The following is a 15580-nucleotide window of genomic DNA, read 5'->3' as shown; positions in this document are numbered from 1 at the left end:
CCTCACCTCAATTTAACCCCGCCTGGATAGGGTCGACGCTCCAGGGAATGGGACCAGGTCAGTCATGTTTGTCGAACGCGAAGCCTCCGTTGGCGAACCGATTTCGCAGGAGCGCCGCAACGCCCTGCAAAGCGACAAACGCATTCTCGGCAATGTCGTGCAATGCGACGGCGCGCGCGCCACCATCAGCGCCTACGCCGAGGATGCTGAGGGCACGGTCACCGGCCAATGGACGGTCGGCAAGATGATCTCCATCAATCTCGGCACGACGCGCACGGTCGGCCTTGTCTATGAGATCGGCAAATCGGACCGCGCCTGGAGCAATGAGGGCCAGAACCCGATCGAGGTCAGCATCGAACTGATCGGCGAGGTGCGCGACGGCGCAGAGCCCGGCGCCAAGCCGGTCTTCGACCGCGGCATCACCGCCTATCCGCATATCGGCGCCATTGCCCACCGCATCCGCAGCCGCGACCTGCAAGCGGTCTACGATCTGGCAGGACGCCATTCGGTCACCATCGGCACGCTGTCGCAGGATGAATCGATCGATGCCAACATCGCCATCGACGACACGCTGGCGCGCCATTTCGCCATCGTCGGCACCACCGGCGTCGGCAAGTCCACGGCTGTCTCGCTGCTCTTGCGCAAATCGATCGAGGCGCGGCCCGACCTGCGCGTACTCATCCTCGACCCGCACAACGAGTTCGCGGCCTCGCTGCCGGAATATTGCGTCAAGGTCGATTCCAAGACGCTTGATCTGCCATTCTGGATGTTCAGGCTCGAGGAATTCGCCGAAGTGCTGTTTCGCGGTCGCGAGACGGTGCCCGAGGAAGTGGATGTCCTGCGCGACCTGATCCCGGCGGCCAAGAACCTCTATCGCAACCCCAGTTCCGGCACCTATGTCAGACGCGGCAGCGATGCGCTGACGGCGGATACGCCGGTGCCTTACCGCATCGCCGATCTCATCAAGCAAATCGACGAGCGCATGGGCCTGCTCGAAAGCAAGAACGATCGCCCGGTCCTGAAGTCGCTGAAGACGCGCATCGAATCGGCGGCCGCCGATCCGCGTTACCGCTTCATGTTCAGTTCCCGGCTGATCGAGGACACGATCCACGAGACGATCGGCAATATTTTCCGTGTCCCCAACCACGGCCGCCCGGTCACCTGCTTCGAGATGGCGGGCATGCCTTCGGAAGTGGTCAACTCGGTCTGCTCGGTGCTGGCGCGCCTGGCCTTCGACCTGGCCTTGTGGAGCGAGGGCCGGCTAAGGCTGCTCCTGCTTTGCGAGGAAGCGCACCGCTACATGCCGGCCGATCCGCGCCTCGGCTTCGCGCCGACCAGGCATGCGCTGTCGCGCATCGCCAAGGAAGGCCGCAAATATGGCTGCTATCTGGGTGTCGTCACCCAGCGCCCGGGCGAGCTCGACCCGACCATCCTGTCGCAGTGCTCGACCTTCTTCGCCATGCGCCTTGCCAACGAGCAGGACCAGGCAATCATCCGCTCGGCGATCGCCGACTCCTCGGCCTCCACGCTAGCGTTCCTGTCCTCGATGGGGCAGCGCGAAGCCATCGCCTTCGGCGAAGGCGTCGCGACCACCATGCGGCTGAAATTCGAGAAGCTGGCGCAGGAGTTCATCCCCGGAACCGCGAAAAGGGAGCAGGTCGAGCCCTCCGTGGACGGCAGCGATGTCGACCTGGCCATGATCGTCGAGCGGCTCCGCAACGTACCGAAGCCGCAGCAGGCCATGGCCTTCGCCGAGACCGTCGACTCGGCCCGGCAGGCCGGCGACCCGGACTATAAGAAGCCGGCCACAGCCGCCCCCCGCCCTCAGCCCGATGACGACTTCGACACCCGCTACGGCCTGAAGCCCTCGACCTTCGGCATGCGCCAGTTCAACGACTGAACAACCAACCTCGCAAGCACAGCCAAATTCCGAACAGGAATTCATCAGGCCGGATCGAATGAGGTGGCTTTCGAGAAGCCGGAGCGGAGCGGACATTCAGTCCGTGAGCACCGGAAGTCGAGAAAGGCGCGTCAGTCGACCGGCCTCATGAATTCATGTCGGAATTTTAGGCGCAGACGCGGTTGCGGCCTTGCTTCTTCGCCTCATAGAGCTGGCGGTCGGCGCGACGGTAGAAATCCTCGGCGCTCTCCTTATGGTCCCACACGGCAAGGCCGACGCTGGTGGTGACCTTCAGCCGCACATTGCCCGACAGGATCGACAGGTTGGCGATCGCCTTGCGGATGCGCTCGGCGAACCGGGCAAGCAGCTCGACATCCATATTGGGAGTGACGACGGCGAACTCCTCGCCGCCCAGCCGCGCCACCACGTCGTGATAGCGCGTCATGCCCCGCAGGCAGGTGGCTACGGCCCGCAGAACCTCGTCGCCGACATCGTGACCATGCGTGTCGTTGACCTGTTTGAAATGATCGAGATCGAGGATCATCAGCCCGACCGGCCTGTCGATGCGACGAAATTCGTGGAGATATTCACGCAGCGCATCGTCGAAATAGCGGCGATTCTGCATGCCGGTCAGACCATCAGTGAGCGCTGCCTGCTCGAGCGTCTGCGAACGGGCGCTGAGCGAGACCGTCATGGCCCTGAGCTTGCCCTCTTCCCGCACCTGGCCGCGGATCAGCGGGTAGATGAAGAAGGTGCCGAAGAACAGCGCGGTCGCCAGCAGCGCGCCGGTGACGAACAGCAATTTGTTCAGATAGACGATTTTGTCGCCGCGGGATGCGGCATCGAGGTCCGAAGCGATGTCCTGCAACTGACCATAGGCATGGAACGTCACCAGGCCGGCGGCCAGGATCACGAAAATAAACACGAAAAATGCGGATTCCGCCTTATGGAAACGCATCTACTCCCCGCACCACTGGAACCCTCGAGCTTATGCCACATCGGACCTTACGGACCGTTAACCCGGACAACCCTGGCGGGAATTAGAGCAAAGGATTTTAAGGCGTTGATTGAAAAAGGCTTTTCGTCAGTCGTGAACTGCGGGTTGATCGCCCGGTCGCAACCTGCGCCACTCCACGCCCAGCTGGTGCCTGAACCAGGTCGATTGGCGCTTGGCATACTGCCGCGTCGCGATCTTGGCCCGCTCGATCGCCTCGGGAAAACCGGACCGTCCGGCCATCGCCGCCTGCAGCTCGCGTACCCCGATCGCTTTCATAGCCGGCAGATCCGGGTCGAGGCCGAGCGCCGTAAGCTGCCGCACTTCGTCAAGCGCGCCCTTGTCGAGCATCTGGTCGAAACGCGCCTCGATGCGCCGGACCAGTTGCTCCCGGTCCGGCTCGATAACCAGGAAACGGGCACTCTCGCGGTCGATCAGCGGTCGGCCCCGCACCGCCTGCCATTCCAGGAGGGAACGTCCCGAAGCATCGAGCACTTCGAGCGCCCGCACGATCCGCTGACCGTCCGTTGGCCTGAGTTGCATGGCCATGGCTGAATCCTCGTGCATCAGCAGCCTATGCAGCCTTTCGGCTCCTTGCTCCTTGAGCTCGTAGCGCCAGCGCTCACGCACAGCCGGTGGAATGTCCGGCATATCCGAGATGCCTTCGGCCAGCGCACGGAAATACAGCCCGGTGCCGCCGACGAAAACAACCGGACGGCCCGACAGGACGCCATCCTCAATGAGTTTCGTCACGTCGCGCAGCCAGGCGCCGGTGGAATAGGCCGTGGAGGGGTGCACATGGCCGTAGAGGAAATGCGGCACGCGTGCCGTTTCGGCGGCGCTCGGCCGCGCCGTCAGGACATCGAGCACCGAATAGCTCTGCATGGAATCGGTGTTGACGACGACCCCGCCACCGCGTTCGGCAAGATCGAGCGCCAGCGCCGACTTGCCGCTGGCGGTCGGCCCGGCTATCAGGATCGCGTTCTTGACGCGGCCTTCGCCCGCCTGCCTGCCGGAATGTTCAATGCCGCTGATCGCCACTCTAGTGTCCCGTCCAGAAGCCCGCGCCGTGCCGGCCTCGCTTGCGAATATGGCCTTGCAGGCCGCCGGCGCAAGCGCTGTCCGTTGGCTGGCTGAAGACGTCGCCTGCGACCTCGTCCTGCCGCAGACGCCGGATATCGGCGAAATGACCGCCAATCTGCGCGCCGCACTGGCGTCCGAGCCGGTCGATGTTATCGTCCAGCCCGCCGAAGGCAGGCGCAAGAAGATCCTGCTCGCCGACATGGATTCGACGATGATCGATCAGGAGTGCATCGACGAGCTCGCCGACGAGATTGGCGTTAAGGACCATGTAGCGGCGATCACTGCGCGCTCGATGAATGGCGAGGTCGCCTTCGAGCCCGCCTTGCGGGAACGCGTCGCCTTGCTGAAAGGCCTCGACACCGCGGTGGTCGACCGCATCATCGCCAATCGGCTGACGCTCGCCGCCGGCGGCCGCGCATTGGTGCAGACGATGCGCGCCAACGGCGCCTGGACTGCGCTGGTCTCCGGCGGCTTCGACGTCTTCACCAGCCGTATTGCCGAGATGCTGGGGTTCCAGGAAAACCGGGCCAACCGCCTGATCGAGGAAGACGGCAGGTTCGCCGGCATGGTGACCGAGCCCATCCTCGGCCGCGCCGCGAAGGCCGAAGCGCTTCTGGACATAGCGGGAAGGCTCGCGCTGACAACAGAGGATGCCATCGCGGTCGGCGACGGCGCCAACGATCTCGATATGATCCGTCTTGCCGGCACCGGCGTCGCGCTCCACGCCAAGCCGGCGGTGGCCGAGCAGGCACGCATCCGCATCGATCATGGCGACCTGACCGCGCTGCTCTATCTCCAGGGCTACCGCCGGGACGAGTTCGTCGAATGAAGCCGATCCGCACCGAGCGCCTGATCCTGCGCAACTGGGAGGATCGCGACCGCGCGCTTTTCCACCGCATCAACTCCGATGAGCGCGTGATGGAATTCTTCCCGTTCCGCCGCGACCGCGCCGCGGCTGACGCCAAGATGGACGAAGTCCGCGCCTGGATCGATGCGGATGGATATGGCTTCGCCGCGGCCGAGATTGCCGCGACCGGCGAATGCATCGGCTTCGTCGGCTTGTCCGGAACGGAAGACATCGACGTGCTGGCGCCCGGCACGATTGAGATCGGCTGGCGGCTGGCGCCCGAATTCTGGGGCAAGGGCTATGTCACCGAGGCGGCGGAAGCCTGGCTCGCCTTCGGTTTCGAAACGCTTGGCGTGGACGAGATCGTGTCATTCGCGGTCGCGGATAACCATCGTTCGATCGCCGTCATGAAGCGGCTCGGCATGCAAGCCGATCCCGGCGCCGACTTCGATCACCCCAGCGTCCCAGACAGCCACCCGCATCTCAAGCGTCATGTCATGTACAGGCTGTCGCGCGAGGCATGGCAGGCACGAAAAAGGGCGGCTCGTTAGCCGCCCTTTTCATTGAAACATCAATCGCTTGCTGAACGATCCGGACTCAATCCATCCGGATCGTCACGAAACGCAGTTCCCCGGTCTTCGAGGCCAGCATCAGGAGCGCGTTCTTGCGACCCTGCTCCTTAAGCGCTCCGATCCGGTCCATCACGTCCTTCGGCGTGCCGACCGATTCCTGCGCGATCTCGGTGATCACCTCACCGGGCTGGATGCCGCGCTCGGCCGCCGCCGAATCCTTGGCGACATCGGTGATGACCACGCCGGACACGTCGGCCGCGATGCCGAACTTCTGCCGCGTCTGGTCGTTGAGCTCGCCGACCGTCATGCCGAGCACGGAGGCCGTCGACACCGGAGGCGTTGCCTTATCACCGCTGCCCTGATCGGTGCTGCCGTTCTCGCCGCTGGCCAGTTTCTCGCCATCCTCGAGCCGGCCGAGCGTCACCTTGACCGTCTGCTCGACGCCCTTGCGCACGATGACGACATCGACCGCCTTGCCGACCGGGCTTTCCGCCACGACGCGCGGCAAGTCGCGCATTTCATGGATATCCTTGCCGTCGAACTTGATGATGACGTCGCCGGCCTGAACCGTGCCATTATCGACCGGCCCGCCCTTGATGACGCCGGCCACCAGCGCACCCTTGGCGGTCGCCATGCCGAGGCTTTCGGCGATGTCGTCCGTCACCGGCTGGATGCGCACGCCAAGCCAGCCGCGCCGCGTCTCGCCATACTGGCGGAGCTGGTCGACGACGCCGGCGGCAAGCTGCGAGGGGATGGAGAAACCGATGCCGATGGAGCCGCCCGACGGCGAGATGATCGCCGTGTTGATGCCGATGACCTCGCCGGCGGCGTTGAACAGCGGACCGCCGGAATTGCCGCGGTTGATGGCGGCGTCGGTCTGGATGAAATCGTCATAGGGACCGGAATTGATGTCGCGGTTGCGCGCCGAGACGATGCCGACCGTCACCGTGCCGCCCAGGCCGAATGGATTGCCGATCGCCATCACCCAGTCGCCGACGCGCATCTTGGTGGAATCGCCGAATTTCACCGCCGTCAGCTTGTGGCCCTTGGGGTCGACCTTCAGCACCGCGACGTCGGTCTTGGTGTCGGTGCCGACGAGCGTCGCCTTCAGCGTGATGCCATCGGAGAAATTGACCTCGATGTCGTCGGCATCGGCGATAACGTGGTTGTTGGTCACCACGATGCCCTGTTCGGCGTCGATGACGAAGCCGGAGCCGAGGGACTGCACTTTCTGCCCGCCGCCGCCCTTGTCGCCGCCGCGGTTCTTGAAGAAATCGTCGAAGAAATCCTGGAATGGTGAGCCCTCGGGCAGTTGCGGCATCGGCACCGCGCCCGGTCCTTCCGTGCCCTTCACCGTCTGCGAGGTCGAGATGTTGACCACCGCGCCGAGCAGCCGCTCGGCGAGATCGGCGACCGAAGGCGGTCCGTCGGAGGCAACCGTCGGCGTGACGAAGGACGGAACGGCAACAATGCCGACCGCGAATGCGGTGGCGCCGGCGAAGACCATACGCCGCGCCGCGCGCAACAGGGTGTCGGGTATCATCATGGCCTCCCGGTGGTTCTGAAAAGGAAAGGCGCATCCGCAAAGGCGCCTGTCCGGTTCATGTTGGCAAAAAATACGGCACGTTTGCGGCTATAGCTATCGGCGCAAGATAAATCGTCAATCGCTTCGGCACCAAGGAATATCATAAGCCGCGGACGAGCCAGACGATGCCGACGCCAACGGCGATCGCCAACAGCCCGCCGATCCGCAATACATTCTCCGGCATCGACAGTACCTCGGCCGCCAGTTTCCGTGCCAAAGCCGGAAACCCGCCATAGATCAGCCCCTCGATCACCAGGACCAGGCCGATTGCCGCCAGAAAATCCTGCACCGCCTGCTACTGGGCGGTGCCGGGTTGGGTCGCAGGCGCGGCAGGGGCCGTCGCAGGCGCGGTCGGTGGCGTGGAAGGCGCCGGACCGGGCTTGCTGCCCGGGTCGCGGAAGTAGCGGAAGAACTCGGACTCGGGCGAGAGCACCATCGTCGTTCCGGTGTTGTCCAGCGCCGTGCCATAGGCGTTCATCGAGCGATAGAAGTCGAAGAAGGCGGGATCGCGCTTATAGGCGTCGGCGAAGGTCGCGCTGCGCTGCGCCTCGCCCTCGCCGCGCAGGATTTCCGATTCCTTCTGCGCCTCGGCGACGATTTCGACGACCTCGCGGTCGGCCCGCGCCCTGATGCGCTGCGCCGCCTCGTTGCCGCGCGCCCTCAGACGCTCGGCTTCCGCCAGGCGCTCGGCCTTCATGCGGTCATAGGTCTGCTGCGAGACCTCGGCCGTCAGGTCGGTCCGGCGGATGCGCACATCCTCGATGTCGAGGCCGAGCGAGGTCGCGTCGGGGCGAAGCTGATCGCGCACTTCGCGCATCATGTTGCCGCGCTCTTCCGACAGAGCTGCCTCGAAGTCGCGCAGGCCGTAGACACGGCGCAGCGCCGCGTCGAGGCGTGTCCTCAGGCGGGCTTCGGCCAATTCCACCTGGCCGGACACCGCCGCGCGGAACGTGCGCGGATCCGAGATCCGGTAAGCGATGAAAGCATCGACCTCGTAGAACTTGCCGCCAGAAACCTGGACGCGGATGTTGTCGAGGTCGAAGCGCATCACGCGCTTCTCGACCATCTGCACGCTGTCGGCATCGAAGAAGGCGAACGGCGCCTTGAAGTAGATGCCGGGCTCGTTCTTGACGTCGATGATCTCGCCGAACCGCAGCACGATCGCCTGCTGGCCGGCATTGACCACGAACACCGAGGAATAGAGCAGGAACAGGAGGACCGCCGCGATGACGGCGAGGATGGGAAGACGGTTGGCCATCACTGATTACCTCCCGTCGTGGCGCCCAGGGGCGACGGCGGTGCTTTCGGCTGCAATGCCGGCAGCGGCAAGTAAGGCAGCACGCCCTGACCGTTACCCGGCTCGACGACGACCTTGTTCGAGTCCTTCAGGATCCTCTCCATGGTTTCGAGATAAAGGCGCTTGCGCGTGACGTCGGGCGCCTTGGCGTATTCGTTGTAGACGGAGATGAAGCGCTGCGCCTCGCCTTCCGCCTCCTGAACGACCCGGTTCTTGTAGGCGGCCGCGTCTTCGCGGATCTGCGCCGCTTGGCCGCGCGCCTGTCCGAGCTTCTGGTTGGAATATTGGTTGGCCTGCTCGACGAACTTGTCCTCGTCCTGCTCGGCGCGTTGCACTTCATCGAAGGCGTCGGCGACTTCGCGCGGCGGCGCCGCATCCTCGATCGAGACCGCGTTGACCTGGAGGCCGGTCTTGTAGCCGTCGAGCGTGCCCTGAATGATCTCGCGCACCCCGGTGGCGATGCCCTGGCGATCGTCGCGGAAGATATCCTGGGCCGGGCGCCGGCCGACAACTTCGCGCATCGCGCTCTCGGCGACCTGCGCCAGCATGCCGTCGGGATCGGAGACGTCGAACAGGTAGGCTTTGGGATCCGAGACCTGATAGGCGACCGAGAACTGAACGTTGACGATGTTCTGGTCGCCGGAGAGCATCAGCCCGGAGCCGCTGCTCGCGCCGCCGCCGATGCTGACCAGTTGCTCGGAGATCTTGGCCGTCTCGACTGTTTCGATCGGCCACCAGTGGAAATGCAGGCCAGGTTGCGAAAGCTCGGTCTTAGGCTGGCCGAAGCGCAACTCGACGGCAACCTCGTCGGGCTGCACGGTATAAATCGCCTTGAAGGCCCACAGCACGACGAGCGCCAGAGCGATGAGCCCGAGCACAGCCGGACTGGCGCCGCCGCCGCCCGGAAGCGCGCGCCGCAGCCTGTCCTGGCCACGGCGGATGATGTCCTCGAGATCGGGCGGGGAGCCCTGCGGTCCGCTTGGCCCTTTCGGTCCCTGCCCCCAGGGTCCCTGATTGCCGCCGCCGCCCCATGGGCCGCCGCCGCCGCTCTTGTCGTTCCAGGGCATGAATGTCCTTTCGCTTCGGTTCCCTCAGGCCTTGCGGCGCAATCCTAACGCAAGACCCAGAAAACCCATATCGGTTTTCGAAAAGGAATCATGCGCCAAAATCAAAGTATTACGGCGACCTCTTGTGCGTCCGGTTGGACGCGTGCCGCTGCAACACCGTTCTTCTATAGGGACGCGTCGATCCGCTTTCAACGCGATGGGCCATCGTCCCCCTGCGATTTGGATCGGTAGCGACCCTTTGTCGTCATCAACGGTCGTCGCGCCGGCGCTGGTAAACCGTATAACGCGTGGCGTGGCTGTCTTTCTCGCCGGCGGGGAAATCCTCGGTGCTGACGAACTGCCAGATGCCTGGGTCGATCGGCGGAAAATGCGCGTCGCCATCGACGCTGGCCAGCACATGCGTCACATGCAGCCGGTCGGCCAGCGGCAAGGCCTGAGCATAGATCTCGCCGCCACCGACTACGCAGATCTCCTCCGCTCCCGCCATGCAGCGGCCGCGTACCCTGGCCAGCGCGATCGCGTCACCCAGCGAGTGGGCCACCTCGATGCCCTCGGCGCGCCAGGCCTTGTCGCGCGTCACCACGATATTGAGCCGGCCGGGCAGCGGCCGGCCGATGCCTTCATAGGTCTTGCGGCCCATGATGATCGGCTTGCCCATCGTATCGGCCTTGAAGCGCTTGAGATCGGTGGAAAGCCGCCACGGCAGGCCGCCCTCGCGGCCGATCACGCCGTTTTCGGCGATGGCGACATAGATCGCGATATCCATCAGCCGCCGTTCCCGCCATTGTCGGACGGCTCGAGCAGCAGGATGTCGATGTCGCGCTCGGGATAAAAATCCTTCGCGGTGATCTCGAATGTCGTCGGTCCGACCTTTTTGACATTGTCGCCGCAGAAGGAGACGAGGTTTTTGGGGCTGCCCTTGTCGATCGTCAGCTTGAAATTGCCGATGGTGCCGGAGGCCCAGTTGCCTCCCGTGGTGAGGATATAGGCGATCCGGCTCTCGTAATATTTCGGGTAGCCGTCCGGATTCGCCTTGGCCGCCTTGCGCACCGCGTTCTCGAATGTCTGATCCATGCAGTAGCGGGTCTTGTAAGTGTCGTATTGCGGGCTCTGGAACTGGCCTTCGGAGAAGAAGCTGACCGAGGAGGTGCCGCCGACGCTTGGCTTGTAGTGGTGCGAGACATGGACCTCCTTGTTGGCCGGGAAGGTCGAGCGCCACCAATAGGTGCACCGCAATTGCCAGAATGGCACATAGGCGGTCTGCATGCCCGAGCCGTCATCGGCAGTATCCTCGATGATGATGCCGCGGTCCTCCCAGTCCTTGGTGACATCCTTGGGCAGTTTCGCCAGCGCCGCCTTGGCGGCGTCGCCGAACGGATAGAGCGGCACGCTCTGGGCCTTGAGGTCGGCAGTGATGTCGATCCCCAGCGCAAACGCCCTCTGCTCGAGCTGAGGCTTCGCGTCGACGCCGTCGATCGTCACCTCGAAGCCGAGGAAATTGTCGCTCTGCGCCTCCGGAAGCGCCGGCATCTCGTTGGGATCGCCCTCGATGTCGGGCATCGGGAACGCGACGATGGAGCTGACATCCTTGTCGGTGTTGTTGCGGAAGACATAGTCGACCGTCACCTTCTCCGGCGAGATGAAGAGGTCCTCGCTTTGCATGGCGACGGCGTCGCTGCGCGACAGGATCAGGCCGCCGGTGCCGAGTTCGGCGACGGAATCATTGGCGAGGGCCGGAGCGGCCATCATCGCCAGCGCCGCGGTCAGTATGGTGCGTAACATCGACCCCTCCTCTGTGCCGCTATACCGGGACCAGCCGGATGCGCATTTCCATCTACCCGTTTCAAGATAGGGTTTCAAAGCCCTTCGTCACCGGATACGGGTACTTCTGGACACCGCGCCGCCGATCGGGCAGGAGATCGCCATGCGCAAGCTTCTCGTCATTGGCATCGGCGCCGGTAATCCCGATCACATGACGGTCCAGGCCATCGACGGCCTGAACCGCGCTGACGTGCTGTTCATCCCTGACAAGGGGGCGAAGAAGAACGATCTCGCCGATCTGCGCCGGCAGATCTGCGACCGCTTCGTCACTAACCCTAAATCGCGCCGCGTCGAATTCGAGGTGCCGGTCCGGGCGGAGCCGACATCGTCTTACCGGACAACCGTCGACGACTGGCACGAGGCGATCGCAGAGATCTACGAAGCCCTGATCCGCGGCGAGCTTGCCGAAGACGGCTGCGGGGCGTTCCTGATCTGGGGCGACCCGTCGCTCTATGACAGCGCGCTGCGCATCCTCGAGCGCGTCCGCCTGAGAGGCAATGTCGGTTTCGATCTCGAAGTCATCCCCGGCATCACCGCGATCCAGGCGCTGGCCGCAGCCCATGCGACGGCGCTCAACCGCATCGGCGATTCGATCCTGGTGACCACCGGCCGCCGGCTGACCGAAGAAGGCCTGCCGGCCAATGCCGGATCGACCATAGTCATGCTCGACGGCAAATGCGCCTTCAACACGCTGGCCGACAAGGATGTCTTCATCCAGTGGGGCGCCTATCTCGGCACGCCGGACGAGATGCTCATTTCCGGGCGCCTAGGCGATGTCGGCGCCGAGATCGAGAAGGTCCGCGAGGAAGCCCGGCGCAAAAAGGGCTGGATCATGGACACGTATCTGCTGAGGAAATCAGGGGAGTAAGGCAGTAGGGCAGTAAGGCAATAGGGACGCACATCGCGTGCGCAAGCGCTCCAGAACGTTGAGCCCTACTGCCCTACTGCCCTACTGCCCTACTGCCCTACTGCCCTCATCCCGCGTCGATCTCCGCCTGCAGCGCCTGCATATGCACGGCGGCGGCCGATGAGGCGGCTCGCTCTATGGCCCGGAAACGGCTGACGACCGCCAGACCTACCGATGTCAATTGCGCGCCGCCGCCCTTCTTGCCGCCGGTCTGCGCGGCGACCAGCGGCTTGCCGAACACGCGGTTCATGTCCTCGACCAGATCCCAGGCATGCTTGTAGGACATCTCCATGCCGCGCGCCGCGGCCGAGATCGATCCGAAGGCGGCGATCTGCTCCAGAAGCTCAATCTTGCCGGGGCCGATCCGGCCGTCGGGGTCGAGATTTATCCGCAGGCTCAACGATGGCATGCCCTGTCCTCCGCGATCATGCCGAGATTACCCTCTCCGCCGCCAGATCGCTATTCCAAATCAACATAGCGATTGGCCTTTCGTTAACCGTCCGCCTCGACCGCCAGCCCTGCCCCCGTCGTCGCGCGGTCGAAGCTCACTGTCTTGATCACCGCGAAGACCTGCTGGCCGAGCGCCAGGCGAAGGGTGTGTTTGGACTGTTCGGTGATCCGCGCCAGCACGATCGCGCCATTGCAGTCGATCGCGATTTCCACCGTCGGCCCGATGCCCGGCCTGACAGCGGTGATCGTTCCCGCCAGAATGTTGAGCGCGCTGAGACCTGCCGGCCGCTCGGTCGCGATCATGACATCGCGGGCGCGGATGCGAATGCGCACCGAGGCGCCCGCTGCCGCCCCAAGTTTCGGCACGCGGATTTCGCCGGCGGGTGAGCCCAGCACCGTCATGCCGAAGGCCTCGTCGTGGCGCATTACCTTGGTGTCGAGCACTGCCCCGCCCTCGCCGCGTTCTTCGGCCGGCAACAGGTCGAGCCGTTGCATGATCGCTTCGGTCGGGCCTGAGGCCGCGACCTTGCCTTGCGAAAGCACCACGACGTCGCTCGCCAGCCGCGCCACCTCGGCGATGGAATGGCTGACATAGACAATCGGGATTTTGGTCTCGTCGCGCAACCGCTCGATATAGGGCAGGATCTCGGCCTTGCGCGCCTCGTCGAGCGCGGCGAGCGGCTCGTCCATCAGAAGCAGTTTCGGGCTGGCAAGCAGGGCACGGCCGATCGCGACGCGCTGCTTTTCGCCGCCCGACAGTTTCGCCGGCCGCCGGTCGAGCAGATGACCGATGCCGAGCAGATCGACCACCGCATCCATCTTGGCGTAGCGCTCGGAAGCCGGCGTGAACCAGCGGCCATAGCGCAAATTGCCGGCGACGCTCATATGCGGGAATAGCCGCGCATCCTGGAACACCATGCCGATCCGCCGTTTGTGCGTCGGCACGAAGATGCGCGCTTCGGTGTCGACCAGCACCAGCCCGCCGACGGCAATGCGGCCCTTGTCCGGGCGGATCAGCCCCGCGATCAGGTTGATCAGCGTCGACTTGCCCGAACCAGAAGGCCCGAACAGCGCCGTCAACCGGCCGGCGCTCTCGAAACGCGCTTCCACGGCGAAGTCGCCGAAGCGATGGCGGATGTCGACCGACAGCGTCATTCGATGTCCATCCGCCGACCGACGCGCCGCGCCAGCACTTCCGACGCGATAAGCGCGACCATCGAGATGACGATCGAGATCAGCGTCAGCCTGAGCGCGCCTTCGTCCCCGCCGGGCACTTGCGTGAAGGTGTAGATCGCCGAAGGCAGCGTCTGCGTTTCGTTGGGGATATTGGAGACGAAGGTGATGGTGGCGCCGAACTCGCCCATCGCCTTGGCGAAGGAAAGGATCGCACCCGCAATCAGGCCAGGCAGGATCAGCGGCAGCGTGATTGTGGCGAACACCCAGAGAGGATTGGCGCCAAGCGTGCCGGCGGCCGCCTCGATTCTGCGGTCGACCGCCTCGATCGACAGCCGGATTGCGCGCACCATCAGCGGAAAGCCCATGACCCCGCAGGCCAGTGCCGCGCCGGTCCAGCGGAAGGAAAAGACGATGCCGAAATGCTCGGCAAGGAAGGCGCCGGCCGGCCCGCGCCGGCCGAAGGTGAGCAGCAGCAGATAGCCGGTCACCACCGGCGGCAGGATCAGCGGCAGATGCACCAGCCCGTTGAGCAGGGTCTTGCCCCAGAAACGCCCGCGCGCCAGCAGCAGCGCAAGCAGGATGCCGGGCGGCAGGCTGGCGATCATCGCCACCGTCGCCACCTTGATCGACAGCCGGACCGCATTCCATTCGTCGGGAGTGAGGTCCAGCAGCCAGTTCATGTCAGCGTTTGCGCGATCTCTCTTAGTTGCTCGGCGCGAGCACCGTGAAACCCTGCTCCTTGAAGAGTTCGGCGGCCTTGGCCGATTCGACGCATTTCAGGAAGGCAGCCGTGTCCTTGTCCTTCGAATCCGCGGTCTGGGCAATCGGGTAGATGATCGGCGGATGCGAATCTTCCGGGAAGGTGCCGACGACCTTGACGCCCTTTTCCGCATGCGCGTCAGTGGCATAGACGATGCCGAGCGCTGCCTCGCCAGTCGACACCAGCTTCAGTGCCGCACGTACATTCTCGGCCTGCGCGACCTTGCCCTCGACGGACGACCAGACGCCCAGCGATTCCAACGCCGCCTTGCCGTATTTGCCGGCCGGCACGGCCTTGAAATCGCCCATCGCAAGCTTGCCGTCGCCGATCAGCTTGGCGAGGTCGAAGCCCTTCTCGACCTTGGTCTCGACCGTGGAATCCTTTGGCGCCACCAGCACGATCTGATTGCCGAGCAGCTTCACTTCGGTATCAGGCTTGGTCAGCTTCTTGTCGGAGAGATATTTCATCCAGTCGAGGTCGGCCGACACGAACACGTCGGCAGGCGCGCCGCCTTCGATCTGCTTGGCCAGGGCGGAGCTTGCCGCGTAGGAAATGGTGGCGGCCTCGCCGACTTTCGGCTCGCAGGCCTTGTTGACCACGTCGAGCGCGTCCTTGAGGCTCGCCGCGGCAAACACGACCACCTTGTCGTCGGCACGTGCCGCCGTCACCGCCGCCATCAGCATTACCGTGAAACCTCCAATAGCGATCGCCTTCAACCCGAAACCCGTGCCCGTCATGAAGTCTCTCCCTGGTTTCAAAATCCGTACGGCTCGAAGCCCCAGACCGATATATCCGGATGAACATAACAAGGAAAGGCTTTTCGCCTGTCGTGGCATTGTGGGCCGGCATGGTCCCGGTCTACGACAAATCGGAAACAGCGCTGCTCAAGGAGAGACGCATGAAGATCAGCGCCCGCAATATCCTGAAGGGTAAGGTCACCGAGATCGTCAAGGGAGCGACCACCTCGCGTGTCAGGATCGACATTGGCGGCGGCGTGATCGTCACCGCATCGATCACCAATGAGGCGGTCGCCGATCTCGCGCTCGACAAGGGCAACCACGCCTATGCAGTGATCAAGGCCCCGGACGTCATGGTCGGCATCGACTGATGCCGGCATCCGG

The 15580-nt window shown here is 64.3% G+C and carries 17 protein-coding genes; 5 read left to right on the top strand and 12 right to left on the bottom strand.

The annotated features are described in order from the left end of the window. Nucleotides 1-64: 64 nt before the first annotated feature. The gene (locus tag E5X34_RS22520) at nucleotides 65-1900 is read left to right on the top strand and encodes an ATP-binding protein (protein ID WP_292569022.1); all 1836 of its coding nucleotides are present in this window, start codon (nucleotides 65-67) and stop codon (nucleotides 1898-1900) included. A gap of 166 nt (nucleotides 1901-2066) precedes the next feature. Here the strand turns inward: E5X34_RS22520 and E5X34_RS22515 are convergent, their stop codons facing one another. Together E5X34_RS22515 and miaA are read right to left on the bottom strand one after the other, a co-directional pair. Continuing rightward, nucleotides 2067-2858, bottom strand: coding sequence for a GGDEF domain-containing protein (locus tag E5X34_RS22515; protein ID WP_292569020.1), 792 nt, complete (start codon nucleotides 2856-2858; stop codon nucleotides 2067-2069). A 126-nt stretch (nucleotides 2859-2984) separates the two neighbouring features. Next, entirely contained in the window at nucleotides 2985-3929 is a 945-nt protein-coding gene (gene miaA, locus E5X34_RS22510; RefSeq protein WP_292569146.1) for a tRNA (adenosine(37)-N6)-dimethylallyltransferase MiaA, read from the bottom strand. Here miaA and serB point away from each other — a divergent pair. Further along, complete coding sequence (gene serB, locus E5X34_RS22505) at nucleotides 3919-4806, top strand: phosphoserine phosphatase SerB (protein ID WP_292569018.1); 888 nt, start codon at nucleotides 3919-3921, stop codon at nucleotides 4804-4806. The two genes, miaA and serB, sit on opposite strands and share 11 nt — an antisense overlap. Further along, complete coding sequence (locus tag E5X34_RS22500; RefSeq protein ID WP_292569016.1) at nucleotides 4803-5375, top strand: GNAT family N-acetyltransferase; 573 nt, start codon at nucleotides 4803-4805, stop codon at nucleotides 5373-5375. The genes serB and E5X34_RS22500 overlap by 4 nt, the downstream gene beginning before the upstream one ends. A 46-nt stretch (nucleotides 5376-5421) precedes the next feature. On the opposite strand, the gene E5X34_RS22495 is transcribed toward E5X34_RS22500, so the two are convergent. From E5X34_RS22495 to E5X34_RS22470, 6 genes are all read right to left on the bottom strand, one after another. Beyond that, a complete protein-coding gene (locus tag E5X34_RS22495; protein ID WP_292569014.1) occupies nucleotides 5422-6939 on the bottom strand; it encodes a DegQ family serine endoprotease in 1518 nt (505 codons plus the stop codon). A gap of 142 nt (nucleotides 6940-7081) precedes the next feature. Further along, nucleotides 7082-7270, bottom strand: a complete 189-nt coding sequence (locus E5X34_RS22490; protein WP_292569013.1) for a DUF2065 family protein — start codon at nucleotides 7268-7270, stop codon at nucleotides 7082-7084. Between the two features lie 6 nt (nucleotides 7271-7276). Then, nucleotides 7277-8239 carry a protease modulator HflC gene (locus tag E5X34_RS22485; protein ID WP_292569011.1) on the bottom strand — a complete coding sequence of 321 codons (963 nt, stop codon included), beginning with the start codon at nucleotides 8237-8239 and terminating at the stop codon, nucleotides 7277-7279. Beyond that, entirely contained in the window at nucleotides 8239-9345 is a 1107-nt protein-coding gene (gene hflK, locus E5X34_RS22480; RefSeq protein ID WP_127878850.1) for an FtsH protease activity modulator HflK, read from the bottom strand. Before hflK ends, E5X34_RS22485 begins: the two co-directional genes overlap by 1 nt. A 247-nt stretch (nucleotides 9346-9592) precedes the next feature. Then, on the bottom strand, nucleotides 9593-10111 hold the full coding sequence (locus E5X34_RS22475) for a dihydrofolate reductase (RefSeq protein WP_292569007.1): 519 nt from the start codon (nucleotides 10109-10111) through the stop codon (nucleotides 9593-9595). After that, nucleotides 10111-11127 carry a DUF4424 domain-containing protein gene (locus E5X34_RS22470; RefSeq protein WP_292569005.1) on the bottom strand — a complete coding sequence of 339 codons (1017 nt, stop codon included), beginning with the start codon at nucleotides 11125-11127 and terminating at the stop codon, nucleotides 10111-10113. Before E5X34_RS22470 ends, E5X34_RS22475 begins: the two co-directional genes overlap by 1 nt. A 142-nt stretch (nucleotides 11128-11269) precedes the next feature. Here E5X34_RS22470 and cobF point away from each other — a divergent pair, with 142 nt between their 5' ends. Next, nucleotides 11270-12034, top strand: a complete 765-nt coding sequence (gene cobF / locus E5X34_RS22465) for a precorrin-6A synthase (deacetylating) (RefSeq protein WP_292569003.1) — start codon at nucleotides 11270-11272, stop codon at nucleotides 12032-12034. Between the two features lie 106 nt (nucleotides 12035-12140). On the opposite strand, the gene E5X34_RS22460 is transcribed toward cobF, so the two are convergent. The 4 genes from E5X34_RS22460 to modA all read right to left on the bottom strand — a co-directional run bounded on the left by E5X34_RS22460 (nucleotide 12141) and on the right by modA (nucleotide 15196). Then, a complete protein-coding gene (locus E5X34_RS22460) occupies nucleotides 12141-12482 on the bottom strand; it encodes a winged helix-turn-helix domain-containing protein (protein ID WP_042644082.1) in 342 nt (113 codons plus the stop codon). 83 nt (nucleotides 12483-12565) lie between these two features. Continuing rightward, nucleotides 12566-13678, bottom strand: a complete 1113-nt coding sequence (gene modC, locus E5X34_RS22455; protein WP_292569001.1) for a molybdenum ABC transporter ATP-binding protein — start codon at nucleotides 13676-13678, stop codon at nucleotides 12566-12568. Continuing rightward, nucleotides 13675-14379 carry a molybdate ABC transporter permease subunit gene (modB, locus tag E5X34_RS22450; protein ID WP_224581430.1) on the bottom strand — a complete coding sequence of 235 codons (705 nt, stop codon included), beginning with the start codon at nucleotides 14377-14379 and terminating at the stop codon, nucleotides 13675-13677. The genes modC and modB overlap by 4 nt, the downstream gene beginning before the upstream one ends. A gap of 22 nt (nucleotides 14380-14401) precedes the next feature. Beyond that, nucleotides 14402-15196, bottom strand: coding sequence for a molybdate ABC transporter substrate-binding protein (modA, locus tag E5X34_RS22445; RefSeq protein ID WP_292568997.1), 795 nt, complete (start codon nucleotides 15194-15196; stop codon nucleotides 14402-14404). Nucleotides 15197-15357: 161 nt separating this feature from the next. Here modA and E5X34_RS22440 point away from each other — a divergent pair, with 161 nt between their 5' ends. Then, nucleotides 15358-15567, top strand: a complete 210-nt coding sequence (locus E5X34_RS22440) for a molybdopterin-binding protein (RefSeq protein ID WP_292569140.1) — start codon at nucleotides 15358-15360, stop codon at nucleotides 15565-15567. The last annotated feature ends 13 nt before the right edge of the window (nucleotides 15568-15580 follow it).

Origin of the sequence: Mesorhizobium sp., from assembly GCF_004963255.1 — a bacterium.
Classification (GTDB): domain Bacteria; phylum Pseudomonadota; class Alphaproteobacteria; order Rhizobiales; family Rhizobiaceae; genus Mesorhizobium.
The sequence above is the reverse complement of the archived record's forward strand: the minus strand, read 5'-3'. Positions and strand labels throughout refer to the sequence as shown.